The organism is Hoeflea sp. BAL378, assembly GCF_000759435.1.
GTDB lineage: Bacteria > Pseudomonadota > Alphaproteobacteria > Rhizobiales > Rhizobiaceae > Hoeflea.
The window spans coordinates 1-24,390 of sequence record NZ_JRJG01000083.1; the positions used below are offsets into that span (position 1 = coordinate 1).

The 24,390-nt window shown below is 66.7% G+C and carries 29 protein-coding genes; 11 read left to right on the forward strand and 18 right to left on the reverse strand.

Going from position 1 to position 24,390, the window contains the following annotated elements:
- The 6 genes from LL06_RS17610 to LL06_RS26940 all read left to right on the forward strand — a co-directional run.
- Nucleotides 1-1,018 (forward strand): tetratricopeptide repeat protein (locus LL06_RS17610; protein WP_035529812.1); only part of this gene is annotated, 1,018 nt, incomplete at its 5' end.
- Between the two features lie 57 nt (nt 1,019-1,075).
- Nucleotides 1,076-1,840, forward strand: a complete 765-nt coding sequence (locus tag LL06_RS17615) for a DsbA family protein (protein ID WP_035529813.1) — start codon at nt 1,076-1,078, stop codon at nt 1,838-1,840.
- A 267-nt stretch (nt 1,841-2,107) separates the two neighbouring features.
- Nucleotides 2,108-2,584 (forward strand): acetyl-CoA carboxylase biotin carboxyl carrier protein, encoded by a 477-nt coding sequence (gene accB / locus LL06_RS17620; RefSeq protein WP_035529816.1) that lies wholly within the window; start codon nt 2,108-2,110, stop codon nt 2,582-2,584.
- 12 nt (nt 2,585-2,596) lie between these two features.
- A complete protein-coding gene (gene accC / locus LL06_RS17625; protein ID WP_035529865.1) occupies nt 2,597-3,946 on the forward strand; it encodes an acetyl-CoA carboxylase biotin carboxylase subunit in 1,350 nt (449 codons plus the stop codon).
- A 43-nt stretch (nt 3,947-3,989) separates the two neighbouring features.
- Nucleotides 3,990-4,601, forward strand: coding sequence for a leucyl/phenylalanyl-tRNA--protein transferase (gene aat, locus LL06_RS17630; RefSeq protein WP_035529818.1), 612 nt, complete (start codon nt 3,990-3,992; stop codon nt 4,599-4,601).
- 267 nt (nt 4,602-4,868) lie between these two features.
- The gene (locus tag LL06_RS26940; RefSeq protein ID WP_244447172.1) at nt 4,869-6,884 is read left to right on the forward strand and encodes an OmpA family protein; all 2,016 of its coding nucleotides are present in this window, start codon (nt 4,869-4,871) and stop codon (nt 6,882-6,884) included.
- Nucleotides 6,885-6,995: 111 nt separating this feature from the next.
- Here the strand turns inward: LL06_RS26940 and LL06_RS17645 are convergent, their stop codons facing one another.
- The 5 genes from LL06_RS17645 to gatB all read right to left on the reverse strand — a co-directional run bounded on the left by LL06_RS17645 (nt 6,996) and on the right by gatB (nt 10,527).
- Nucleotides 6,996-7,427, reverse strand: coding sequence for a DUF2155 domain-containing protein (locus tag LL06_RS17645; RefSeq protein WP_035529821.1), 432 nt, complete (start codon nt 7,425-7,427; stop codon nt 6,996-6,998).
- A 112-nt stretch (nt 7,428-7,539) separates the two neighbouring features.
- A complete protein-coding gene (locus tag LL06_RS17650) occupies nt 7,540-7,938 on the reverse strand; it encodes an NADH:ubiquinone oxidoreductase subunit NDUFA12 (RefSeq protein ID WP_035529823.1) in 399 nt (132 codons plus the stop codon).
- Between the two features lie 103 nt (nt 7,939-8,041).
- Nucleotides 8,042-8,506, reverse strand: coding sequence for a GNAT family N-acetyltransferase (locus LL06_RS17655; protein ID WP_035529825.1), 465 nt, complete (start codon nt 8,504-8,506; stop codon nt 8,042-8,044).
- Between the two features lie 10 nt (nt 8,507-8,516).
- Complete coding sequence (locus tag LL06_RS17660; protein ID WP_035529827.1) at nt 8,517-9,014, reverse strand: GNAT family N-acetyltransferase; 498 nt, start codon at nt 9,012-9,014, stop codon at nt 8,517-8,519.
- Nucleotides 9,015-9,021: 7 nt separating this feature from the next.
- Nucleotides 9,022-10,527: an Asp-tRNA(Asn)/Glu-tRNA(Gln) amidotransferase subunit GatB gene (gene gatB, locus LL06_RS17665; protein WP_035529874.1), complete on the reverse strand. Its 1,506-nt coding sequence runs from the start codon at nt 10,525-10,527 to the stop codon at nt 9,022-9,024.
- A 260-nt stretch (nt 10,528-10,787) separates the two neighbouring features.
- Here gatB and LL06_RS17670 point away from each other — a divergent pair, with 260 nt between their 5' ends.
- A complete protein-coding gene (locus LL06_RS17670) occupies nt 10,788-11,072 on the forward strand; it encodes a DUF6455 family protein (RefSeq protein WP_035529829.1) in 285 nt (94 codons plus the stop codon).
- Nucleotides 11,073-11,169: 97 nt separating this feature from the next.
- Here LL06_RS17670 and LL06_RS17675 read toward each other — a convergent pair whose 3' ends face one another.
- The 3 genes from LL06_RS17675 to LL06_RS17685 form a co-directional block, all read right to left on the reverse strand.
- A complete protein-coding gene (locus tag LL06_RS17675; protein ID WP_035529833.1) occupies nt 11,170-11,694 on the reverse strand; it encodes a GNAT family N-acetyltransferase in 525 nt (174 codons plus the stop codon).
- Between the two features lie 115 nt (nt 11,695-11,809).
- Complete coding sequence (locus LL06_RS17680; protein ID WP_244447173.1) at nt 11,810-13,447, reverse strand: VWA domain-containing protein; 1,638 nt, start codon at nt 13,445-13,447, stop codon at nt 11,810-11,812.
- Nucleotides 13,448-13,566: 119 nt separating this feature from the next.
- A complete protein-coding gene (locus LL06_RS17685) occupies nt 13,567-14,055 on the reverse strand; it encodes a GNAT family N-acetyltransferase (RefSeq protein ID WP_052161692.1) in 489 nt (162 codons plus the stop codon).
- Between the two features lie 430 nt (nt 14,056-14,485).
- On the opposite strand from LL06_RS17685, the gene LL06_RS17690 reads away from it, so the two are divergent.
- The gene (locus LL06_RS17690; RefSeq protein ID WP_035529835.1) at nt 14,486-14,743 is read left to right on the forward strand and encodes a YjhX family toxin; all 258 of its coding nucleotides are present in this window, start codon (nt 14,486-14,488) and stop codon (nt 14,741-14,743) included.
- An 85-nt stretch (nt 14,744-14,828) separates the two neighbouring features.
- On the opposite strand, the gene LL06_RS17695 is transcribed toward LL06_RS17690, so the two are convergent.
- The 8 genes from LL06_RS17695 to LL06_RS17730 form a co-directional block, all read right to left on the reverse strand.
- On the reverse strand, nt 14,829-15,722 hold the full coding sequence (locus LL06_RS17695; RefSeq protein WP_035529838.1) for a DMT family transporter: 894 nt from the start codon (nt 15,720-15,722) through the stop codon (nt 14,829-14,831).
- The gene (locus tag LL06_RS17700) at nt 15,719-16,648 is read right to left on the reverse strand and encodes a bifunctional helix-turn-helix transcriptional regulator/GNAT family N-acetyltransferase (protein WP_035529840.1); all 930 of its coding nucleotides are present in this window, start codon (nt 16,646-16,648) and stop codon (nt 15,719-15,721) included. The genes LL06_RS17695 and LL06_RS17700 overlap by 4 nt, the downstream gene beginning before the upstream one ends.
- A gap of 245 nt (nt 16,649-16,893) precedes the next feature.
- Nucleotides 16,894-17,283 carry a hypothetical protein gene (locus LL06_RS27330; RefSeq protein ID WP_035529843.1) on the reverse strand — a complete coding sequence of 130 codons (390 nt, stop codon included), beginning with the start codon at nt 17,281-17,283 and terminating at the stop codon, nt 16,894-16,896.
- 176 nt (nt 17,284-17,459) lie between these two features.
- Entirely contained in the window at nt 17,460-18,941 is a 1,482-nt protein-coding gene (gene gatA / locus LL06_RS17710) for an Asp-tRNA(Asn)/Glu-tRNA(Gln) amidotransferase subunit GatA (RefSeq protein WP_035529846.1), read from the reverse strand.
- Nucleotides 18,938-19,420 carry a GNAT family N-acetyltransferase gene (locus LL06_RS17715; RefSeq protein ID WP_035529849.1) on the reverse strand — a complete coding sequence of 161 codons (483 nt, stop codon included), beginning with the start codon at nt 19,418-19,420 and terminating at the stop codon, nt 18,938-18,940. The genes gatA and LL06_RS17715 overlap by 4 nt, the downstream gene beginning before the upstream one ends.
- Before the next feature lie 4 nt (nt 19,421-19,424).
- The gene (gene gatC / locus LL06_RS17720) at nt 19,425-19,712 is read right to left on the reverse strand and encodes an Asp-tRNA(Asn)/Glu-tRNA(Gln) amidotransferase subunit GatC (protein ID WP_035529851.1); all 288 of its coding nucleotides are present in this window, start codon (nt 19,710-19,712) and stop codon (nt 19,425-19,427) included.
- Between the two features lie 118 nt (nt 19,713-19,830).
- A complete protein-coding gene (locus LL06_RS17725) occupies nt 19,831-20,424 on the reverse strand; it encodes a class I SAM-dependent methyltransferase (protein WP_035529883.1) in 594 nt (197 codons plus the stop codon).
- A 58-nt stretch (nt 20,425-20,482) separates the two neighbouring features.
- A complete protein-coding gene (locus LL06_RS17730) occupies nt 20,483-21,190 on the reverse strand; it encodes a metal-dependent hydrolase (RefSeq protein WP_035529853.1) in 708 nt (235 codons plus the stop codon).
- Between the two features lie 212 nt (nt 21,191-21,402).
- On the opposite strand from LL06_RS17730, the gene LL06_RS17735 reads away from it, so the two are divergent.
- On the forward strand, nt 21,403-21,699 hold the full coding sequence (locus LL06_RS17735; RefSeq protein WP_035529854.1) for an alkylphosphonate utilization protein: 297 nt from the start codon (nt 21,403-21,405) through the stop codon (nt 21,697-21,699).
- An 8-nt stretch (nt 21,700-21,707) separates the two neighbouring features.
- Nucleotides 21,708-22,202 (forward strand): Holliday junction resolvase RuvX, encoded by a 495-nt coding sequence (gene ruvX, locus LL06_RS17740; protein ID WP_035529856.1) that lies wholly within the window; start codon nt 21,708-21,710, stop codon nt 22,200-22,202.
- Here the strand turns inward: ruvX and LL06_RS17745 are convergent.
- Entirely contained in the window at nt 22,199-22,549 is a 351-nt protein-coding gene (locus tag LL06_RS17745; protein ID WP_035529858.1) for a DUF6105 family protein, read from the reverse strand. The two genes, ruvX and LL06_RS17745, sit on opposite strands and share 4 nt — an antisense overlap.
- A complete protein-coding gene (locus tag LL06_RS17750; protein ID WP_152599657.1) occupies nt 22,546-23,097 on the reverse strand; it encodes a hypothetical protein in 552 nt (183 codons plus the stop codon). The genes LL06_RS17745 and LL06_RS17750 overlap by 4 nt, the downstream gene beginning before the upstream one ends.
- 230 nt (nt 23,098-23,327) lie before the next feature.
- Between LL06_RS17750 and LL06_RS17755 the strand changes: the two genes are divergently transcribed.
- The gene (locus LL06_RS17755) at nt 23,328-24,278 is read left to right on the forward strand and encodes an AEC family transporter (protein ID WP_035529863.1); all 951 of its coding nucleotides are present in this window, start codon (nt 23,328-23,330) and stop codon (nt 24,276-24,278) included.
- Nucleotides 24,279-24,390 lie beyond the last annotated feature (112 nt).

Sequence of the window (24,390 nt, forward strand, 5' to 3'; positions counted from 1 at the left end):
GCTGCGCGAGCAGATCGCCGCGGCCCGCACGCTGGCGATCGTCGGCGGCCTGCTCGGCGCGGGCGCCATCGCCGCGGGCAGCATTGCCGGCAGCACCGGCGGCGCCCAGGCCGGCGGCGCGCTGATTACGGCCGCCCCCGGCATCGCCCAGCGCAGCTTATTGAGCTACCGGCGGACCGAGGAGATGAACGCCGACCAGGCCGCCGCCCGCTTTCTCAACGCCACCGGCCAGTCCATGCAGGGCATGCTGACGACCTTCGAGCGATTCTCGCAAAGCCTGTCGCTCTCCGGTGTCCAGGTCGACAAGTACCAGATCAGCCATCCCCTGCCGCGCGAACGCATCGCGCTGCTGGAGGAGCTGGCGCGCAAGAGCAAGTACTTCGATGCGCAGGACCCGAAGGCCCTGGTCGAGCGCCACAATCTGATGCGCGCCAAGATCGCCGCCTACACCGGCGGCGCCAGCGCCGTCGCGCGGCTGTTCTCCACCGACCGGACCTCGCTGGCGGCGCGGTACGGGGACGCCATCGCCACCGATCTTGCCGGCAATTCCGCCGCATCGCTGCAGAAGCTCGACGCCCTGATCAAGGAGCAGCCGAAGAACCCCTATTTCCACGAATTCCGCGGCGAGGTGCTGATCAAGCTGCGCAAGAGCGACGCGGCGATCAAGGCCTTCAACCAGGCGGTCAAGCTCGACCGGACGAAGTCCCCCCTGATCCGGGCGCGGCTCGGGTTCGCGCTGGTCGCCTCGGGCGAGGCCGGCAACATGGGCCGGGCGATCGACGAATTGCGCGCCTCGCTGCAGAGCGAGCCGGAGAACTACGCCGCCTACCGGCACCTTTCCCAGGCCTATGCCCAGTCCGGCGACATCGCCAATGCCGAACTGATCATGGCCGAGGGCAATTTCCGCGCCGGCAACACCCGCGACGCCAAGGTATTCGCCGCCCGCGCCCTGCAGAAGCTGCCTCCGGGCTCGCCCGGAGCGATCCGGGCCAACGACATCTTAACCATCGGAAAATAGAAAACGCCGCAAGCGCCGCACGGCGCATCGCAGCGACGGAAAAGGGATCCTACCACCATGGCTATTCGCAAGCGCTCGGGTCTGATGACCGCCCTCCTCATCGGCCTGTCAACGGCGCTGCCGCTGCCCGCGGCCGCGCTCGACGACACGCAGAAGCAGGAGTTCGGCGCGTTCATCCGCGAATACCTCCTGGCAAACCCCGAGATCCTCGAAGAGATGAGCCAGGCGCTCGAGACCAAGAAGGCGGCCGAAAGCCAGGTGCTGGCGCAGGCGGCGATCAGCGAGAACAGGGACGCGATCTTCAACAATGCCGATGACATCGTGCTGGGCAACCCGGAAGGGGACGTGACCCTGGTCGAGTTCTTCGACTACAATTGCGGCTTCTGCAAGCGGGCGCTGAGCGACATCACCGCGCTTCTGGAAAAGGACTCCAATGTCCGTTTGGTGCTCAAGGAGTTCCCCATCCTCGGACCGGACTCGCTCGCCGCCCACCGGGTGGCGATGTCGCTGCGCAAGCTCGCGCCCGAACACTACAATGAATTTCACATGAAGCTGATGGGCGGCGACGTGCGCGCCACCGAGGACCATGCCATCGAGATCGCCACCGGGCTCGGCGTCGACGAAGCGGCGCTCAGGGCCGGCATGGAAGATCCGGCGATCGGCGATTCCATCCGCCAGACCTATGAGCTCGCCAATGCGCTGGGCATTTCCGGTACGCCCTCCTTCATCATCGGCGACGAGGCGGTGTTCGGCGCGGTGGGCGAGGAAGCCCTGATGGCGCGGATCGCCAACATGCGCGAGTGCGACAGCACCCAGTGCTGAGGCTTGGGCGCGGCGCTGTGCCGCCAATCCGGGCCAATCGCTTGTGGACAAGCGTCGCGGCCCGGTGAAAGCCTTCCCCGGCTTTTGACAAGCAGTGTATGACTTGGGGTCAGGCAACAGCGCGTCCGCGAACCGGACGCAGGGTTCAAACGGCGCCCAAAGCCCTTTGCGGACTTGTCATCCGCTGGTGCGGGGCTGTAAAGGGACGGTCAATCAGCGGAGGGCGTATACCGCCATCCGCGACAACACAACAAAGGCAAAAGTCCGATGGCAACACGAAAACCGTCGATCGACCAGGATCTGATCCGGGATCTGGCCAATATTCTCAACGAAACCGACCTGACCGAGATCGAGATCGAACAGGATGATCTGCGGGTGCGGGTGAGCCGCGCCGGAACGCCTCAGACCATTCATGCGCCGATCGCGCAGCACCAGGCGCCCGCGCCCGCAGCGCCGGCCCAGCCCGCAGCGCCTTCGGCGGAATCGGTGGCGGCCGCGGCCTCGAGAACGGCCAACACGGTCACCGCACCGATGGTCGGCACCGTCTACATGTCGCCGGCTCCGGGCGCCAAGCCGTTCGTCGAGGTCGGCCAGATGGTCAAGGAAGGACAGACGATCCTGATCATCGAGGCGATGAAGACGATGAACCAGATTCCGGCGCCGCGCTCCGGCAAGGTCGTCGACGTGCTGGTCAGCGACGGCCACCCGGTGGAATACGCCGAACCGATGATCGTGATCGAGTAAGTGAACCAGGCCATGTTCTCCAAAGTCCTCATTGCAAATCGGGGCGAGATCGCACTCAGGGTGCTGAGGGCCTGCAAGGAGCTCGGCATCCAGACCGTGGCGGTGCATTCCACCGCCGATCAGGACGCCATGCATGTGCGGCTCGCCGACGAAAGCGTCTGCATCGGCCCGCCGCCGTCGCGCGACAGCTATCTCAACATCCACCAGATCGTCGCCGCCTGCGAGATCACCGGCGCGGACGCGGTGCATCCGGGCTACGGGTTCCTGTCCGAGAACGCCAAGTTCGCCGACATTCTCGAGGCCCACGGCATCACCTTCATCGGCCCCACCGCCGACCACATCCGCATCATGGGCGACAAGATCACCGCCAAGAAGACGGCCGTTGCGCTGGGCATTCCCTGCGTGCCGGGCTCGGACGGCGAAGTCCACGATGTCGAGCAGGCGCTCGAGGTCGCCAAGGAGACCGGCTATCCGGTGCTGATCAAGGCCACCGCCGGTGGCGGCGGACGCGGCATGAAGGTCGCCCACAATCCGGGCGAGTTGTCCGAGGCGCTGTCGACGGCGCGGTCGGAGGCGCTCGCCAATTTCGGCAACGACGCCGTCTACATGGAGAAATATCTCGGCCAGCCGCGCCACATCGAGATCCAGGTGCTGGGCGACGGGGAAGGCAACGCAGTGCATCTGGGCGAGCGCGACTGCTCGCTGCAGCGGCGCCACCAGAAGGTCTGGGAAGAAGCCAATTCGCCCTCGCTCAACGAGAACCAGCGCATGGAAATCGGCGAGATCTGCGCGGTGGCGATGCGCAAGCTCAAATACCGCGGCGCAGGCACCATCGAGTTCCTCTACGAGAACGGCGAGTTCTACTTCATCGAGATGAACACGCGGCTACAGGTGGAGCACACGATCACCGAAGCCATCACCGGCATCGACCTGGTCAACGAGCAGATCCGCATCGCCTCGGGCGCCGGCCTGTCGGTCAGCCAGGAAGACATCCGCTTCCACGGCCACGCCATCGAGTGCCGGATCAATGCCGAGGATCCCTCGACCTTCGTGCCCTCGCCCGGCACCATCACCCATTACCACCCGCCGGGCGGCCTCGGCGTCAGGGTCGATTCGGGCGTGTATCAGGGCTACAAAATTCCGCCCTATTATGACAGTCTGATCGGCAAGCTGATCGTGCACGGGCGCACCCGGGTCGAGTGCATGATGCGGCTGAGGCGTGCGCTCGATGAGTTCGTCGTCGACGGGATCAAGACCACGATCCCGCTGTTTCGCGATCTTCTCGCCAATCCGGATATAGCCAATGGCGATTATGACATTCACTGGCTGGAAAAGTTCCTGGCGGACAAAGCTGGCAAATAGAGCCATGCCCGCTCCGGCCCTTCCGTCGGCCGGAGCCTGAGCCGTGCGGCACGGCGCCTATCCCCGGATCACGCCTGACCTGCTTCTGCGCGCCTATGCCTCGGGATTGTTCCCGATGGCCGATTCCGCCGACGACCCGGACCTGTTCTGGGTGGAGCCGGAACTGCGCGGCGTCCTGCCGCTCGACGCCTTTCACGTGCCCAAGCGCCTGGCCCGCACGGTGCGGCAGGCGCCGTTCGACATCCGCATCAACACGGACTTCGACCGGGTCGTCGCCGCCTGCGCGGAAAGCGTTAAGACCCGGCCCTCGACCTGGATCAACTCCACCATCACCGAGCTCTACGGCAGTCTCCACCGGCTGGGCCACGCCCATTCGGTGGAAGCCTGGCGCGAGGGTGAACTGGTGGGCGGGCTCTACGGCGTCTCGCTCAGGCGGGCCTTCTTCGGCGAAAGCATGTTCAGCCGCGCCACCGATGCATCCAAGGTCTGCCTGGTGCATCTGGTCGAGCGGCTGCGCGCGCGCGGCTTCGTGCTGCTCGACACCCAGTTCACCACCGAGCATCTCAAGCGCTTCGGCGCCATCGACGTGCCGCGCGCCGCCTATGCAAGGATGCTCGAGGCCGCGCTCGAAGGGCCGGACCTGGCTTTCTCCTAGGAACCGGTGCGCGGCCGGACCGGAACCGTCCGCCGCGGTCGTCAAATAGCCTTGTTGGCGGCCCAGGCTTCCCCTCCCTGCCATTCGACATCCACCCCTCCGCGCTCCCGACTGTCCGGGCAGGCATGCCGGCGTGTCTCCCGCCGCGGATGGTTCCGCGGCCAGATCGCGCGGCGCCGGCCGGCCGGAGGGATGGATGGATGGAACCGGAGCGGTGTCCCAAACGTTGACGCCGCGAAGGGTCTTTTCTCTAAAGGAGTTGTTGTCTTGACACTTACTCGGCTTTTACTCGCGTCCACCGCCATCAGCCTGGGCGGACTGGGCTTTGTCCACGCAGGCCCGCTGTCCCCCATGCGATCCCTGTCTGATCCCGGCTTCGTCTCGACCCAGGCGATCACCCGCGTGCAGATGAGCGTCGGCGACGCCGAAGCGGCCCTGGCCGCGGCGCAGGCCCGTCTGTCCGAAGCCCAGGCCTCGGGCGGCGACGTGGCGACCGCGCAGGCGGACGTCGCGGCAGCCCAGGCCGAACTGGCGGCCGCCCAGGCCGCGGCGCAGCCCGCCCCGGAACCGGCGCCCGTGCCTGAAGCGGCCCCCGAACCGGAGGCAGCTCCTCCGGCGGCTGAACCCGCGCCAGAACCGGAACCGGCTCCGGAAGCCGCCGCGCCTGAAGCCCCCGCAGCAGAGGAAACTCCCGCTGAACCCGCTCCCGAGGCGGCGCCCGCCGCCGAGCCTGCGGCTGAACCTGCCGTCGAGCCCGAGGCCGAACAGCCGGCGGCAGAAGCGCCGGCCGCGGAAGAGCAGCCCGCCGCCGAACCCGCGCCCGAGGCAGCCCCTGAACCCGCACCCGCGCCCGAGCCCGCGCCCGAGGCCGCCCCCGAAGCCGCACCCGAGAAAGCTCCCGCTGCGGAAGTTGCGCCTGAAGTCGCGCCCGAGGTAGCCCCGGTTCCCGAAATCGTGCCGCAAGCCGCCCCGACCGAGGACGCCGCCCCGAAAGCTGCTCCCGAGGTAGCTCCCGAAGCGGCACCCGCTCCCGAAGTCGCGCCGGAAGTGGCCCCTGCTCCTGAAGTCGCGCCGGAGGTGGCCCCGACCGCCGAACAGCCGCCCGCGAAGACCGACGTCCAGGAGCCGGCCACGTCTGAAGAGGCCGAGCCCGTGAAGCCGGCGGCCGAAGCCCCGGCGCCAGCCGAGGAAGAGGTGCTGACCCTTCCCGTCGAAGGCGGCGCCCCCGTGCTCGACAGTGCCAAGGAGCAGCCGGTTGCCGGCGACGAGCCGGTGCCCGTAGCGCCCCAGTCGAGCGAACCCGCCCCGCCCCCGCCCGCCTCGGACGAGGAGTCCCAGGCCCCGGCCCTGCGCAACGAGCGGGCGCCAGAGGCCCTGTCCGAGCGTGGCGAACGCTTCGACGAGGCGCCGGTGCGCGAGCAGGAGACCAACGTCACCATCATCAACCAGGTCGACAACCGGACCATCATCGAGGTCGACAACCGCACGATCATCGAGCATGACGAGCGCGACCGGCTTCGCTCCGGCAGCGAGGAAGTCTATTACGAGCGGCTGGAAGGCGGACGGGTCCGCGAGGTCATCGTCCGGCCCAACGGCGTGCAACTGGTGACGATCACCAACCGCTGGGGCGACATGGTGCAGCGCAGCCGCATCATGCCCGACGGCCGGGAATATGTGCTGTTCTACGCCGATCCGCGCAGCGACGGCTCGCGCCAGGCCTTTGTCGATCCGGGCCGCAACCTGCCGCGGCTGCGGCTGCAGATCCCGGTCGAGGAGTACATCCTGGACGCCACCGAGGCGGAGCCCTCGGCCTATCTCGACTTCCTGATGGAGCCGCCGGTCGAGCAGGTCGAACGTCTCTACACGGTCGAGGAAGTGCGGCGCTCCGCCCGCGTTCGCGACAAGGTCCGCCGCATCGACATGGACTCGCTGACCTTTGAGTTCGGCAAGGCGACGATCGCCGACGACCAGATCCAGCGGCTGTCCGACGTGGCCGGCGCCATGACCAAGATCCTCGAGGAAAATCCCGCCGAGACCTTCCTGATCGAAGGCCATACCGACGCGGTGGGCACGGACAACGCCAACCTCCTGCTCTCGGACAAGCGCGCCGAGACCATCGCGGTGGCCCTGACCGACGTCTTCGGCGTTCCGCCCGAGAACCTGGTCACCCAGGGCTATGGCGAGCGCTACCTCAAGGTCACGACCGAAGCGCCCGAGCGGCTCAACCGCCGCGTCACCATCCGGCGCATCACGCCGCTGGTGACCCCGATCGCGTCGAGATAACGCACAGGCCCCTCACAGGGCCGGTCCAAAGCAAAGAACGCCCCGTGTTCGAAGGAACGCGGGGCGTTTTGCTGTGTGAGGATCAGGTGATAACGTCACTGGGTCGGCAGATCAGTTGCCCTGCGTCGGCGCCGGGACGTCGGACTGCTGCTTGCATTCCTTGAGCCAGACGTCATAGACGGCGTGATCGACGGCGTTGAGACCGGGCGAGTCGGCGAACATCCAGCCGGTGAACAGCCGCCTGATCTTGCGGTCGAGCGTGATCTCGTCGACCTCGACGAAGGTGGTGGTCTTCGGCGCCTCGGTCTCGTCGCGGCTGTAGCAGACGCGCGGCGTCACCTGCAGCGCGCCGAACTGGACGGTCTCGCCGACATAGACATCGAAGGTGGTGATTCGCCCGGTGATCTTGTCGATGCCGGAAAACACCGCCACGGGATTCTCGATGCGCGCGGCCAGGGCCGGAGCGGCCGTGCCCGACAGGGCCAGCGAGAGGGCGAGGAGCGCGCTGGCGCGCCGTGCGGGATGTCTTGGCTGGATCTTCATCGGCTTCACTTGTCACACTGCCAGAGTAAGGCTTTCCGGCATGTCTGCCGCACCGGTCCCGAAGCGTTACCCATGAAATGTGGCAGGGCTGCGCCAAACTTCCGATGGCGCGTCAGGATTTCGGGGTCCAGGCGTCGTAGTCGCCGGTGACATGCGGGCGGGCGCCCTGGTTGAGGATCGAGCCCTTCGGGCGGTAGGCGCGGCCGGTGCCGGTCAGGTTGGGCTGATGCGCCTTTTCCCAGGACCTGGCGGCATAGGTCTCGGCGGCGGGGGAGACATCGGTGCGGTGATGCATCCAGCCATGCCAGCCGGCGGGGATGGCGGACGGTTCGGCCGGGCCGTTGTAGATCACCCAGCGGCGGGTGCGTCCCTCGGAATCGAGACCGCCCTCATAATAGAGGTTTCCCGCCTCGTCCTTGCCGACATGCGTGCCGTGGCGCCAGGTATGGTACCGGGTTCCCAGCGTCTGTCCGTTCCACCAGGTGAATATCTGAAGAAGTAGCGTCTTCATGAAAGCCTCTCGTCCGTGGACCCGGCGGCCGTCGAAGCCGCGTCACTTACCCCGCCTTATGGCCCGCTCGGGCGGCATTGTCCAGTGGCGCGACGGCCTGTGCTCAGCGCAATTTCATCTTGAAGCCGGCATGGCTCCGGGTGAAGCCGAGACGCTCGTAGAACCTGTGGGCGTCGGTCCGGGCGGCGTTCGACATCAGTTGCACCAGCCGCGCGCCCCTGGCCTCCGCCTCGGCGATCGCATGGCGGATCATCGCCTCGCCGATGCCGCGGCCGCGCCTGTCGCTCAGAGTATGGACCGCCTCGATGGTCAGGTTCGACGAGCCCTTGCCGGTCATCGAGGTCATCAGCGTGGTCTGGAAGGTTCCCACCACCTCACCGTCCAGGACCGCGACGTAGAGCGTGTCATTGGGGCTGGCCGCGATGCGCTCGAAGGCAGCGAGGTAAAGCGGCAGGTCGGCCGGATCGGCGCTGTCGCCATGCCCCCCCAGCTTGTCCTGGGCAAACATCGCGGCAATGGCGGCCACGTCGCCGCGCCTGGCCGGACGGATTTCGATGTCCTGGTTCATGATCTCTCCGTCACCCGGCGAGCGGCTTGGACAGGATCAGCGCGGGAATCCCCGACTGGCCCTTGCCGCAATTGTCGGTGCGGCCGGTCTCGTTCATGCCGTGGGCCTTGTAGAAGGCGATCGCCGGCTCATTGCCCGGATCGACCTCGAGGGTCAGGCTCTGCGCGCCCGGAAAGCAGGTCTCGATCTCGGCGAACAGATCGCGCCCGACCCCGAGCCCCTGGCATTCCGGCCGGACATAGAGCTGGTGCAGCGAGACGATGTGGGTCTGAGGCGAATAGCTGGCGAAGGCCACGCCGCCGATCATCTTGCCGTCGTCGGCCACCAGATACTCGCCGCCCGGCTTGTTGAGATCGGCCGTCACCGCGGCTTCCGAATGCCAGTCGGCGATGATCTCCTCGACCCGCGCCGCGCCGTAGAACGGCCCGTAAGTCGCCCGCCAGGTCTCGGCCAGCACGTCGCGGATGGCGGCAAGATCGCGGGCGGAGGCGGAGCGGACGAAGAACATCTGGCCCCTACTCGTCGACGATGCCGAGCTTGGCCTTGACCAGCGCCTGAACCGCAGCCGGGTTGGCCTTGCCGCCGGTCGACTTCATCACCTGGCCAACGAACCAGCCGGCAAGCGCCGGCTTGGCCTGGGCCTTGGCCACCTGGTCCGGATTGGCGGCGATCACCTCGTCGACCGCCTTCTCGATGGCGCCGGTGTCGGTGACCTGTTTCATGCCGCGGCTTTCGACCACTTCGGCCGGGTCGCCTCCCTCGTTCCAGATGATCTCGAACAGGTCCTTGGCGATCTTGCCGGAGATGGTGCCGTCCTTGATCAGGTCGATCACGCCGCCGAGCTGGGCGGGCGAAACCGGAGTCTCCTCAATGCCTTTGCCGGCTTTGTTCAAGGCGCCCAACAGGTCGTTGATGACCCAGTTGGCGGCCGTCTTGCCGTCGCGGCCGGCGGCCAGTTCCTCGAAATAATCGGCAATCGCCTTTTCCGAGACGAGGATCGAGGCGTCGTAGACGCTCAGCCCCATGTCGCGCACCAGCCGCGCCTTCTTGTCGTCGGGCAGTTCCGGCAGATGGGCCGCGAGCTCCTCGACAAAGGCGTCGTCGAACTCGAGCGGCAGCAGGTCGGGATCGGGGAAATAACGGTAGTCGTGCGCATCCTCCTTGGAGCGCATCGAGCGGGTCTCGCCCTTGCCCGGATCGAACAGCCGGGTCTCCTGGTCGATGACGCCGCCATCCTCGAGGATGGCGATCTGGCGGCGCGCCTCATAGTCGACGGCCTGGCCGATGAAGCGGATCGAGTTGACGTTCTTGATCTCGCAGCGCGTGCCGAATTCGCCGCCGGGCTTCCTGACCGACACGTTGACGTCGGCGCGCATGGAGCCCTCGTCCATGTTGCCGTCGCAGGTGCCGAGATAGCGCAGGATCGAGCGGAGCTTGGTGACATAGGCCTTGGCCTCGTCGGCCGAGCGCATGTCGGGCTTGGAGACGATCTCCATCAGCGCCACGCCGGAGCGGTTCAGGTCGACATAGGACATCGAGGGATGCTGGTCGTGCATCAGCTTGCCGGCGTCCTGTTCGAGATGCAGGCGCTCGATGCCGATCTCGATGTCCTCGAACTGACCCTGACGGTCGGGTCCCACCGAGATGATGATCTCGCCCTCGCCGACGATCGGATCCTTGTACTGGGAGATCTGATAGCCCTGCGGCAGGTCGGGGTAGAAATAGTTCTTCCGGTCGAACACCGAGCGCTTGTTGATCCTGGCCTTGAGGCCGAGGCCGGTGCGCACGGCCTGGGCCACGCATTCCTCGTTGATCACCGGCAGCATGCCGGGCATCGCCGCGTCGACCAGGCTCACATTGGAATTGGCGTCCTTGCCGAAGCTGGTCGAGGCGCCCGAGAACAGCTTCGAGTGGCTCGTCACCTGGGCGTGAACCTCAAGCCCGATGATGACCTCCCAGTCGCCGGTGGCGCCGGGAATGAGCCGTTTGGGATCGGGGGTGCGGGTGTCGACAAGGGTCATGGGCAAGGTTTCGGCAATGAGGAACAAAAGGGGTCATCCAGCTAATGGCGCTTGGCCGCTTCGAGGTCAAGACCTAACGGCCGGCCGTGGCGAGAACAGGGCGGCGGATCCGCCCCGTGCGGCGGGACCGAGCCCGCTCGCGGCGCAGGGGCGTTCCGGCTCCGGACCGGGCGTCGCCACGTGCAAATTGTTTGATTGAGATCAAGGCGCAAGCCGCCTCCGCGTGGGAGTCTTTCATCGAAACGAAGGAGGAGTGAATCATGAGCGTACTTGATATTTTCAGCCGTTTGACACAGCAGGCAGACCTGATGGACGCCATGATGAAGAAGCTCGGCGTCGCCGATGAAATGTGGAAACTGCCCGATCATGCCGGCGTGCTGCGCCGCGCGGCCAACCGCTGCCTGATGTGCGACCGGCCGGATGCCTGCGAGCACTGGCTGGCAAATGAAGCCAATCCTGACGAAGCCCCGGGCTTCTGTCGCAACCATGACCTCTTCGAACGGGTGCTCGAGAACATGGAAAACGAAGCGCAACCCGTCACCTGATTTACCGGCTCCCTCTAGGCAGAGATGTCTTTGCCCAACTTGCAGCCCGGAGCGGAACGCCGTCTCCGGGCCTTTTTTTACCTCGCGCCGGGCCTGGTCACGGGCTGTAGAGTCCGTCCTCCTCGGGTCCCTGTTCCGTGCCCGGCTCGAACTCCTTGACCATCTCGACCTTGTCGATGTCTTCGTCCAGCGGTTCGGAATAGGTGACGAAATAGGCTTTGACGCGGTAGCCCATGCGCTTGTAGAGCCGGATCGCGCCGGTGTTGCGGGCATGGGTGTCGAGCCGCACGGCGAAATACCCGCGCGCGCGGACCTGGGCTTCGATCTCCTTCAGCAGCGCCGTGCCGATTCCCCTGCCCTGGAAATCCGGATGGACCCAGAGGTCGGTGATGAAGTCGTCGGCCTTCTCGCAACAGCCCCAGCCGGCCAGCACGCCGTCCCATTCGGCGACCAGAATGTCCGGCCAGCCGCGGGTGCAGAAATCATAATAGGCGTTGCGGGCGTTCTCGCGCAGCCGGCCCGCGTCCTCGCCCCAGACCCGGATGGCGACTTCCCACGCCGCCAGTCCGATCCTTGCGAGATCCTGGGCTTCGGCGGAACTGGCAGGCCGGATGGCAAGCATGAAGTCGGTCCCCTGGCGGAAGGCTCAAGGCAGGCCGACCGGAATTTCGTGCAAAGTCTGTGACGCACGATAGCCCGGCGCGGCCCGTTTCAGCAATCACCCGGCCGGCAGACCGTCACGGAATGGTGATTTCCGCTCGTTCGGCCGCCGTTACACTGGCCTGGGCTTCCTTTTTCTCAGCATCCGAGTCGCCGCTCATGATGGCGACGGCGAGATACTCGCCCGGCGGCAGGGTGATCTGCAACTCTTCCGCATAGGCGCCTTCGAGGGCCTCGCGGCGGCCCTGGATGTCGGCCTTGGCGGGCAGGATCTCGATCCGGTAGGCGCCGGGCGCCTTGACGTTGAGGACGCCGGCGTTGAGGTTGACCGTCACCGCGGTCATCTCGCCCTGGCTGACGCTGACCTTCTGCTCGGCCGCGGCGGCGCCGAGCCGGAGGCGCAGCACATAGTCGCCGGGCGGCAGCTTGAACTTGTTGCCCGGGCCATAGCCGCCCTCCACGCCCTCGCGCTTGCCGTCGAGCGACATCTTCCCCGACAGCACGTCGACGCGGTAGCCGTCATCTTCCACGGCAGGCCCGTTTTCGGCGTAGACCGCCTCGACGGCGAGAATGCCGATGCCCGCGACGAGGCGCTTGTCGAGGCTCTCGCCGGCGGCGATCGCGAAGTTCTCCTCGGCGCGCGCCTCGCCGATCCGCGCGGTCACCGTCACCTCGCCCGCAGGCACCAGGAACCGGCCCTGGCCATAGCCGCCCTCCTCCTTGCCGGAGGCCTTGATGTCGAAGCGGGCGCTGTCGTCGATCTCGGCTGCCTCGTCGGGGACGACCGCGACCGAGAGCCAGCCGGCGTCGAGCACCAGTTCGCGCTCGACCAGCTCGTCCTCCTTCGCCTCGACGATGGTTTCGGCTGTCACCATGTCCTTGCTCAGCCGCACCAGGTAGCGGCCGGCAGGCACTTTCACGCGCCAGGCCGGCTCGTAGCCATAGTCGAGCGCCTCGGCGGCCGGCGCATCGCCTTGCAGCGGGAAGACCTCCCATTTGCCGTCGACCTCCAGCGCCGGGCCGCCCTCGCCGAGCACGGCGGTGAAGGCGAGGTTCTTCTCGAGCGCCGCGGGCTCGGGTTCGGGCGCGGGTTCCGGCTCCGGAGCGGGCTCGGCCGCGACGGTCTGGGTCAGCGCACCGGCGAGCTCCTCGGCGTTGGCCGCCTGCATGTAGCGGCCGCCAGTATTCTCGGCGAGGCACGCCACCTGTCGGCCTTCGTCCTCGGTCAGGCCGAAGCCGATGACATGGGCGGTGAATTCGACGCCGAGCTTCTCCAGTTCGCTCGCCAGCGCGCAGGGGTCGGCGTTGCAGGTCTCGATGCCATCGGTGACGACGATGACCGTGGCCTTCTCCTCGGTGTAGCGCAGGCTCTCGGCCGCCAGCTTCACCGAATCGGCGATCGGCGTCTTGCCCTTGGGGTTGAGCGATTTCACCGCCGCGGCGATGTCGCCCCGCGTGCCCGCGGCCGGCGCGACGATCTCCTCGATGTCGGTGCAGACGCCCTTCTCGCGGTGGCCATAGGCGATCAGGCCGAGATCGAGCGTGTCGGGCAGAGTGGCGAGCACGTCGGTCAGGGTGTCGCGGGCGATCTCGATCTTGGTGCGGCCGTCGATCTGGCCCCACATCGAGCCCGACGCATCGAGCACGATGATCGCCCGGTCATTGGCCCGGGCGATGCCGGGGGAAACCGCCACGGCCGAGGCCGCAATGCTCATGAGAAAAGCCAGTGTACCTGCGGATCTTGCGAACATGAAACTCATCCTTTCATCTTCCACGCGACGGAAGTGTACCTGATCTTGCGCGGCGGAAAAGAGTATCCGGCAAGGCGCACCCGTCAGGGCAGCGGCCGGCGCAGCCGGATGAGTGGAATGTCCCGCCCCAAACCCTTGGAAACACGCGACACTTCGTGATCCGGGACAAAGCCCACGCGCCGGTAGAGGCGGATCGCGCCGGCATTGCGCCGGTGGGTTTCGATCCAGGCTTCGGGGTGTCCCTCCGCGGCGATGCCCTCCAGGAAGCGGCGGAGCAACGCGGTTCCGGCGCCCTTGCCCTGGAAGTCGGCATGCACCCACATTTCGCTGATCTCGTTCCTGCCGCGGAACCGCGCGCCCCAGCCTCCGGCCACGCCGTCGAACTCGGCGAGGGTGATGTCCGGCCAGAAATCGCGCGCTTCGGTCCGGTGCATGTCGCGCACCAGCTCGCGGTAGCCCGGATGATCCCAAGCGCCGGGCTCCAGATCCCGGAAATTCGACCAGTAGGCGCTCTGCGAGATCGCGATGATGGCGGGAATGTCGCTTGGCGTCGCAGGGCGCAGGGTCGGCATGGGAGCGGTCCGATCGGTGGGATCTGCGGGACACGGGGCGTCCTGGCCGACGGCGGGATCCCAGCCCGGCGCGCCCTCAAGCCTTGATTTTCGCCGGAAAGGCGCGGCTGGGCAAGACCCGGGGCGCGTTGGTGCCGCTTGGGCCTGCGTGCCGGCGGCGGGTGCGGCGCAGGGATGCAACACTCCCGGACTATCGGGACGGCGGCGGTGGGCCGCAATCTTGACCGGATGGCTGCACGCGCCTATCCAGATTCCATCCGCCGCTCCAGGGAGCCTTTATGTCCACCTCGTCCGAGTCCCGCTGAAGGGGTCTTGCGTCCCGCGTTACGACCGCCGCGCATGGCCCGACAAAAACACTTGAGCCGCCGGTTCGCCGAGCCGGCAGATGTTTTTGTGCGCTCATCCGAGCGCTGTTTCCGGACTTCAGACCATGGACATTTCCCGCGCAGAACAGCGGATTCTGCACCTGCTCGCCCAGGGCGGCAGGATTGAACTCATCCGCGACGACACCCGCAAGATCGCCGAAATCAAGCTCATCACCCGCGAGGGCTGGCTGTTTGGCGGTCTCGATCTCGAAACCTTCCGCAAGCTCAAGCGCAAGCGCGCGATCGGCTCGCGCCAGGGCCAGCCCTACCTGGTCACACGGCGCGGCCTGGAACTGGTGCGCTCGCAACTCGACAACCGGTAGGTCCTTTCCAGACCGCCGGTGACCAAGACGGGAACGGCGCTCGCCGTGCCGTTCCCGGACGATCCGCGTCCTCCCCTGTGGCTCGTCAGCCCGGCGGCGTCAGCACGGCGCGGTTGCCGAAGCTGATGATCACCGTGCCGATGACCACCAGGACGACGGCGCCGCCCAACGCCCACGGGTCGACCTCGGCGGTCGAGAAGACCAGCGTCAGCACCGCCGCCGTGACCGGGCTCAGGGAGAGAAAACCGGTGACGCTCGCCGGGTTGAGCCGCTCGATGGCGTGGAACCAGGCGAGATAGCCGAGCCCCGACGACACGCCGACGCCCGCGACCAGCGCCCAGGTCGACGTCGGCCAGTCCGTCACCAGGTGCGACGGCGGCACCAGCAGCCACAGCGCCGCCAGCACCGGCAGCGACACCGCGAAGGCCCAGATGCTGACGGCAATGGAGCCGTAGCGGGCGACATGGGGCCGGTAGAGCACCGAGCAGAAGGCGATCGACACGGCGGCGCCGAGCGTGAGCGCCATGCCGGCGAAATCATCGAGACTGGCGCGGCTCGCAAGAATGTCGGCGGCCACCAGCCAGAAGACTGCGGCAATGGTGACGATCCCGCCCAGGATTTCGAGCCGGTGATGCGCCCGGCCGCCGACGATCCGGTTGGCGATCAGCGTGACCACGGGGAGGCTCGCGAAAACCAGCGCCACGCGCGCGCCCGATGTCAGCAGCAGCGCCAGATTCATCAGGCAGATCATCACCACGATCTGGCCCAGGCCGAGCAGCGCGACCGACAGCATGTCGCCCCGCCGCGGCAGCTTGACCGGCGCGGTGACGAAGAACGGCAGCAGCATCAGCGCCGCGCAGCCATAGCGCAGGAACCCGAGCGCCGCGACGCCAGTGTCGCCCACCGCGAGGCTGCTCGCGTAGATCGCGCCGCCGACCTGGACGCCGGTGAAGAGGGCCGCGAGAATGCCGGTGTTCACAGCTTGAGGCTCCAGTACTGGCCGACGAGATCGTGGCCGAAGCTGTGATGGGGCTCCTCAGACACGAGTTGGAAGCCGGCGGCCTGATAGATGCCGCGCGCGGCGTCGAGACCGGCATTGGTCCACAGCACCAGCTCCCGGTAGCCTTTGGCTCGGGCGAAACCGATGGCTTCGTGCACCAGCCGCTTGCCCAGGCCCTGGCCGCGGACGCGGGCATCAACGTAGAGCAGCCGCAATTTGGCGATGCCTGGCTCGGCCTTGATGATGAAGACCGAGCCCACCACCTCGCCCTCGCGCGCGGCGATCCGGGCCATTTCCAGTTCCGGATCGAAGTCGCGGATGAAATCGGCGACGATACCCGCCACCAGGCCCTCGAAGGTCCGGTCGAAGCCGTATTCGCGGGCGTAGAGCTCGCCCTGCCGCGCCACCACGGTCCCCAGGTCTCCAGGCTCTGGATCGCGCAGAATGATCTCGGGTGGCGCGGTCCCGCCGAGCAGGGCTTCAATCCGGCCCATGCATGCCACCAGATCGTGCTGGTCGGCTTCCGTCAGGCCGCCGATCAGGCCGGCAATTTCGGCGCGGGACCTGTCCTCGAGCCCGGCGACGAGATCGCGGCCCTTGTCCGTCAGTTCGATCCGCAGCCGCTTGGCATGCGCCGGATCGGGGCTGCGCGCGATCAGGCCGAGCGTTTCGAGCTGGGCCAGCAGGCGGCTGAGATAGCCGGGATTGAGCGACAGCGCCGCCGACAGGTCGGCGGCGGACAGGTCGTCGGAATGGGCGAGATCATAAAGCAGGCGCACCTGGACCAGCGGCAGATCGGACGCCAGCAGGTCCTCGTTGAGCGCGCCGACCAGCCTCGTGTGAAACCGGTTGAACCGCCGGATCGCCTCGATCCGGCTCAGAAGCCCTGGTTCGACATCCGTCATGTTCCTCACCCCGACACGTCTATGTTGCCAAAAGCAACATAGACGGCGGCAGCGGGTCCGGCAAGGGGGATCCACGGGAGCGTTGAAAAGTCCTGAGTGCGCCCCACCCGGGCTTTCGCCGGCGTCTGCTGGCCATGCGGCGGGCGGCCCTACCCGGTCACGCGCAGAGCTCTCGAACGGGTCCGGTCGCAGGCCGACAACCGCTCAAACAGGCGGGTGCCCGATGAGACGGCGCCTCCCGCCATCTATGAAATCTTGCGACAGCCAGAGACCACCCGGCCGGTGATCCGCCCGGCCTTCAGATCCACGTAATCCGGCATTGCTTCCGGCAACTCTTTCTGGCCGAGACTCTTGAGAACGGTCGCTTTGTCCACCTTGATGACCCGGCCCGAGGACGTAAACGTAACCATGCCGTTCTTGCCATTCTTGATCATGCCGACATTTTTCATCCCACAGAAAAATGTCGTGCCGTCCTTGTTCAGGTTCCAGCCAAGTTTGCCGGCCTTGTTCTTTGTGAGCTGGGATACCTTGTAGCCCTTCTTGATCAGGCTATCGCCGCTTTCCGCCCGGGCAGGAAACGACGAACCGGCAACAACCAGAAAACCAAGCGCAAATAATTGAAAATACTTTCTCATGGACCACCCACCCGGCTGAAAATCGAGACAGCCCGACCTTGGTTTCCATTTAAAGACGAGTCAAGGCGATTGCACACACGCCGACCCCCAGGCCCGGGCTTGAACATGCGCAAGCCAAGGCGGGCTCAGCAACGCGCCATCGACGATCGTTTATCCGCGAATGAAACCGGTTTTTGTTACCACCAGCGCTTGGGCTCGAACCGGCCCGCCGCCTGTTCGATCACATGGGCTGTCCTGAACAGGGTTTCTTCCTCGAAAGGGCGGCCGATCAGTTGCAGGCCGAGCGGCAGGCCCTTCGGGTCGAGGCCCGCGGGCACGGCGATGCCCGGAAGACCGGCCATGTTGACGGTCACGGTGAAGATGTCGTTGAGGTACATCTTCACCGGGTCGGACGCGAGGCTCTCGTCGCCCACGGCGAAGGCCGAGGACGGCGTGGCGGGCGTGAGGATCGCGTCGACGCCGGCCTCGAAGGCCAGTTCGAAGTCGCGCTTGATCAGCGTGCGCACCTTCTGCGCGCGCAGGTAATAGGCGTCGTAATAGCCGGCCGAGAGCACATAGGTGCCGATCATGATGCGGCGCTTGACCTCCTGGCCGAAGCCCGCGGCGCGGGTCTTCTCGTACATCTCGGCGATGTCCTTGCCGGGAACGCGCAGGCCGTAGCGGACGCCGTCGTAGCGGGCGAGGTTGGACGAGGCTTCGGCGGGGGCGACGATGTAATAGGCGGGCAGCGCGTATTTGGTGTGCGGCAGCTCGATGTCGACGATCTCGGCGCCGGCATCCTTGAGCCAGGCGATGCCCTTTTGCCAGACGGCGTCGATTTCCTCCGGCATACCGTCCATGCGGTATTCGCGCGGAATGCCGATCTTGAGGCCCTTGACCGAGCCGCCGAGCGCGGCCTCGTAGTCCGGCACCGGCAGGTCGACCGAGGTGGTGTCCTTGGCGTCGACCGAGGCCATGGATTTGAGCAGGATGGCCGCATCGCGCACGTCGCGGGCGATCGGGCCGGCCTGGTCGAGCGAGGAGGCGAAGGCGGCGATGCCCCAGCGCGAGCAGCGGCCATAGGTGGGCTTGATGCCGACGGTGCCGGTGAAGGCTGCCGGCTGGCGGATCGAGCCGCCGGTGTCGGTGGCGGTGGCGCCGGCGCAGAGCCAGGCCGCGACCGCCGCAGCCGAGCCGCCCGAGGAGCCGCCGGGCACCAGGTTGGCGTTCGAGCCCTCGGCGCGCCAGGGATTGATCACCGGGCCGTAATAGGAGGTCTCGTTGGACGAGCCCATGGCGAACTCGTCCATGTTCAGCTTGCCCAGCATCACCGCGCCATCGGCCCAGAGATTGGCGGTGACGGTGGATTCGTAGCGCGGCTCGAAGCCGTCGAGCACGTGGCTGCAGGCCTGGGTGTGGACGCCCTCGGTGGCGTAGAGATCCTTGATGCCGAGCGGGATGCCTTCGAGCGCGCCGGTCTGGCCTGCCGCACGGCGGGCGTCGGACGCCTTCGCCATGTCGAGCGCCTTGTCGGCGGTCACCTTGACATAGGCGTTGATCGCCGGGTTGGCGGCCTCGATGGCGCCGAGATAGGCCTCGGTCAGCTCGACGCTGGAAAAGGCGCCCTTGCCCATCTGGTCACGGGCTTCGGCGATGGTCAGACGGATCAGGTCGGTCATGCGGACAACTTCTTTTCAAAGAACCGGGAATAGCCGGAATCGGGATAATCGAGAACGGCGCCACATTCGGTGAAGCCATGATTTTCATAAAGGCGGACCGCGGCGGCAAGGCCCTCGCCGACGCCGGTCTCGAGCACCAGGCGCTCGATGCCGAGGGCCCGGGCGCGGGCGCAGATGGCGTCGAGCAGCGCCGAGCCGATGCGCCGGCCGCGCGCTTGGGGCACGGTGAACATGCGCTTGACCTCGCCGGTGCGCAGGGCCCGGTCGGTCCCCACATCCTTCAGCGCGCCCAGGCCCACGGCCTCGCCCTCTTCGCTGCGCGCAACGAACACGGTGGTGTCGGCGCCCGCCATTTCCTCGATGTCGAGGCCGAAATGGAATTCGGCCGGCGCCAGCGGCACGAGATAGGCGTCGAGGGCCTCGACCAGCCCCCTCACCTCGTCCTGCAACGGCGATTCAATGGCGACCGCGACAGCCATGGACCTACTCGACAACCTTCGGGACGACGAAGAAACTGCCGGTGCTGTCAGGCGCATTGGCGACGATGTCTTCGGCCTTGGCGCCGTCGGTGACGACGTCGTCGCGCTTCTTCATCGCCATCGGCGTGACCGAGGTCATCGGCTCGACGCCCTCGACATCGACTTCCGAGAGCTGTTCGACGAAGCCCAAGATGGCGTTGAGTTCGCCTTCCATGCGCGCGGCGTCCTCCTCGGTGACTGCGATGCGGGCCAGGTGCGCAACGCGTTTGACGGTGGCAAGATCTACGGACATCGGGTCCTCGCGGGGTCATGGGAACAGGGGTTGCCCCGCTATAGCCGCGTGCGGCAGACCGCGCAACTGCGGGGCCCGCATTTGTCGCCGTCGCCTCTCCGCGCCCGGACCGCCTGCCTCACCTGATGGCGGTCACATGCAGCCAATCCGTCGGCTTGCGGTCATAGCCGCTGCCGCTATGCGCCGTGATCGCGACGTCGGTCCAGGCCTGCGCCGCGTACCAGTTCCCGATGAGACGTTCCGAGGGATAATTGTAATAGCGGCCGAAGCCGTCGCGGCCTTCCGCGTCTCCCTTCTTGAAGCTTGCGTAGAAGACGCCTCCCGGTTTCAGCGCGGCATGGATCCTGGCGAGGATGTCCGGCAGGTCGACCCGCGGGACATGCAGCAGGCAGGCATTGGCCCATATCCCGTGATAGGCGTCCCGCTCGTCGAGATCCGCGAACAGCAGCGTGCCGACTTCAATTCCGAGCCGCTCCTGCGCGGCCCGCGCCATCTCGGGGCTCCCGTCCGTCGGCCGCACGGTGAAGCCGCGCGCAATCATCACCTCGCTGTCCCGTCCGGCGCCGCAGCCCAATTCGAGAATGGACGCGCCCTCCGGCAGGAGCGACAGAAAGGCCTCGATCCGGGCCGAATTGGGGTTTGCGCCCTTTGCGGCATAGGCCGAGGCTTCCTGCCCGTAGAAGCCGAGCGTCCTGTCGTCGCGTGCCGTCATCTTCAAGGGATCCTGTCCGCGGAGGCGCGCCGTGAAGGGCGACGCGCCGGTCGCCGTCTCAGACGGCGACGGTCTCGCCGGATTTCGGCACGGCCACGTTCTTGGCGTCCTCCTCCATCGCCTCGAGGAAGGCGTCGGCGGTCTGGTCGATGATCGGGAACGAGCCGTAGTGGCAGGGGAACACCTTGGCGAAGGAGAAGAACCGGCGGCAGGCAAGCGCTGCCACGGCCCCGCCCATGGTGAAGCGGTCGCCGATCGGCACGAGGCCGATCTCGGGGCGGTGCAGCTCGTTGATTAGCGCCATGTCGGAGAAGATGTCGGTGTCGCCCATGTGCAAGAGCCCGGGCTCGTCCTCGAAATGCAGCATCAGCCCGTTGGCGTTGCCGAGCGAATGCGACACGCCGTCCGAGGTGATGCTGGCCGAGGAATGCAGCGCATTGACGAAGGTGGCGGAAAAGCCGCCGAGCGAGACGGTGCCGCCGGTGTTGCCCTGCTCGATCCGGTCGAGGCCGTGGTGATGGCCGAGCCAGCCGGCGAGATCGGCATTGGCGAGGATCGTCGCCCCGGTCTCCTTGGCGATGGACGCCGCGTCGCCGACATGATCGCCATGGCCGTGGGTGAGCAGGATATGGGTGACGCCCTTGACCGCATCCTTGCGGTCATTGCCCTTGAATCCCGGATTGCCGGTGAGGAACGGGTCGATCAGGATGATGGATTTGGCGGTTTCGAGCCGGAATGCGGAATGGCCAAGCCAGGTGATGTTCACGGTTCTAACTCCCTGTGATGCTTTTACGTGATGCTTTGGCCGATCCTAACGGATCGAACCGGACTTGGGCAATGGAAGCCGGAACGGCTTCGGCCGCCTGGCGATGTTGCGCCCGCCGCGCCGGTGGGCTATGCGACAGATCCGCGCTCACCGACGGCAATGCAAGGCGTTGCCGCGCCGGCGCCACCTGCAACCACGCCAGCGAGGCATCCATGGCCGACGACGATTATGTCTATGACGAAGTGACCGGCGAATGGCGCCCGGCCTCCGAAATGGCCGCGGAAGCCGCCAAGGCCGCCGTCGTGGTCGATTCGGCCGGCACGGTCCTGGCCGACGGCGATTCGGTGACGCTGATCAAGGATCTCAAGGTCAAGGGCGCCGGCCAGACGCTCAAGCAGGGAACCGTCATCAAGTCGATCCGGCTCACCGACAATCCCGAAGAGATCGATTGCCGGCACGACGCCATCAAGGGCCTGGTGCTGCGTACGGAATTCGTCCGCAAGCGCTAGGGGTTTTCATGGCTGTCATCACCATGGAAGACCTGGCCGGCCTGATCGCGCCCGGCGAGACCATCGCCGGGATCGACCTCGGTACCGAGACCATCGGGCTTGCGGTGTCGGACCTGTCGCTGAGCCTCGCCTCGCCGCGGCCGATGATCAAGCGCAGGAAGTTCACACTCGATGCGCAAGTGCTGCTCGAAGCGCTCGCGCGCGACAATGCGCGGGCGGCGGTGATCGGCCTGCCGGTCAACATGGACGGATCGGAAGGTCCCCGCGCCCAGGCCACCCGCGCCTTCGTGCGCACGATGGCTGAAAAATCGGACCTGCCCTTCGTCTTCTGGGACGAGCGGCTGTCGACGGTGGCGGCCGAGCGGGCGCTCATTGAGATGGACGTGTCGCGCAAGAAGCGCAAGGGGCGGATCGATTCGGCCGCGGCGAGCTTCATCCTGCAGGGCGCGCTCGACCGGCTTGCCGGGCTTCGTGCCGCGGCAAGGCCCCGGGACCTCGGCTAGGACATGCGTTGATAATCGGCGTCGCTGGCGGATGCGGCGTCGCGCCCGGCGTCGCCTTCCCCGGTCGCGCCGAACAGCCGGCGTAGCGCCGCCCAGATCTGCTTGCGGCGGCGCTTGATCACGATGAAGCCGATCACGAGACAGGAATCGACGATCACCGCCTTGAGCACCAGCGGCGGGATCGTCTCGGGCGGAATGCCCAGGATGTTGCCGTAGATGGTGAAGACCAGGTCATGCAGTTCGCGGCTCAGGATCCGGTAGCCGAAATTGATGTCGTAGTAGGACAGGCCGTACCAGCTTCCGAGCAGGATGATCGGCATGATCCAGAGGACGAGAAACACCTTCATGGGGTCATACCCCGCCGCGACAGGGAGGCGAGTTGCGCGCTGAAGGCGGCATGGCTGGCCGCATGATCGGCGATCACCTCGTCAAGCTCGGTGACGCCCTCGCCGGAATCGGCCTCGGCCGTGGACTGGCCGAAGGTCTGCAGCGCCAGCAGCAGACCGCCGAGCGCCGCCAGTTGCAGCACCAGGAGCGTGCCCGCCTCGCCGCCCGCAAACGAGACCGCCACAATCAGCGCCGCGGCGGCCGCCGCACAGGCCACGGCGCCTTCGGCCAAGGGCCGCGCCTCCCGCTGCTCGAGCTCCTCGCCGAGCACGTTGAACATCAAAGCGAACAGCACCAGGCCGGCCGCGGCGACGTTCAATCCGCCGAGCCCGCCAAAGACAACGCTGCGCGTGAACGGGGAGAAGCCGATGCGGTCCATCGCCAGGACCGCCGCGTCGACCAGGGAGGTTCCGGCGAAGAGGGTCAGGCCGGCGAGCTCGATCCCGCCATGCGGGGCATAGCTCACGACAAGCGCCAGCAGCGACAGAAAGCTGATCCAAAACAGCATGATAGCGGTGAAAAGCAATCGGCCTGGCATTATCTCGCATCCATTGGCAATGGTGGGGTCGCCTCCAACCCTCAACGCCAGCATGGACGCCGCGTTCCCCGCACGCAATGTAAACCATTTGTTAAGGTTAACGCGCCATTGCCCAAAGCCTCCCGGCCGCTTATCACGGACCCCTCACCCCGCCGCCTCCGCGGCTGCCCAGCCATCGCTTCCCCGGTCCCCGCATTGCCATGATCCCGATCTTCGAGAGCATCCTGCCCATTTTCCTCATCGTGCTTCTGGGCGTGGCGCTCAAGCGCGTGCCGTTCATCGACCAGAGCGTCTGGCCGGGGCTGGAAACCCTGGGCTACTACCTTTTTTTCCCCGCGCTGCTGTTCCTGACGCTCGCATCGGCCGATTTTTCCGGCATAGAACTCGGAACCGTGGCGCTGGTCTCGCTGATCGCCGTGGCGGTCATGACCGTGCTGCTGGTGGCCCTCCATCCGCTGGCCCGCGCCCGGGGCATGTCCGATTCGAGCTACACGTCGTTTTTCCAGACATCGTCGCGGTGGAACGCGTTCATCGCACTGGCCATCGCCGAGCGGCTGACGGGTCCGAGCGGCCTGGCGCTGGTCGCGCTGGTGATGGCGGTGATCATCATTCCGCTCAACTTCATCAATGTGGTCATGATGGTCTGGTATGGCACCGGCGCACGCAGCATGGCCACGCTCGTCAAGCGGATCGCCGGCAATCCGCTGATCCTCGGCGCCATGGCGGGCATCCTGGTCAACGCCCTGTCCTCCGGCATCTACCCGCCGCTCGAACAGGCGGTCGACCTGATCGCGCGCTCGTCGCTGGGCCTCGGCCTGCTGATGGTCGGCGCCGGCCTGAAGCTCGAAGACGCGCTCCGGCCCCGAGCCGCGGTGCTGGCGCCGACGGTGCTGAAGCTTCTCGTGTTTCCGGCGATCATGATCGGCCTGGCGCTCGGCTTTGGCCTCAGCGGCGAACCGTTGCTGATCCTTGCGCTGTGCGCCTCCGTGCCCACGGCGATGAACGGCTACCTGCTGGCGCGCCAGATGGGCGGCGACGCGCCGCTCTACGCCGCGGTCACCACGGTGCAGACGGTCGCCTCGTTCCTCACCATTCCGGCGGTGATGTGGGCAGCCGGCGTGCTGGCAGGCGGTCAGCTCGCCGGCGGATAGAGCAGATCGACGATCTGGCGGGCGTCGAAGCGGGCGTCGAGCATGCCGTAGGTCGAGCGCCAGGCGCCGCCGAGCCGGGTTTCGACGAAGGCTTCGGCGACATGGCCCGCGC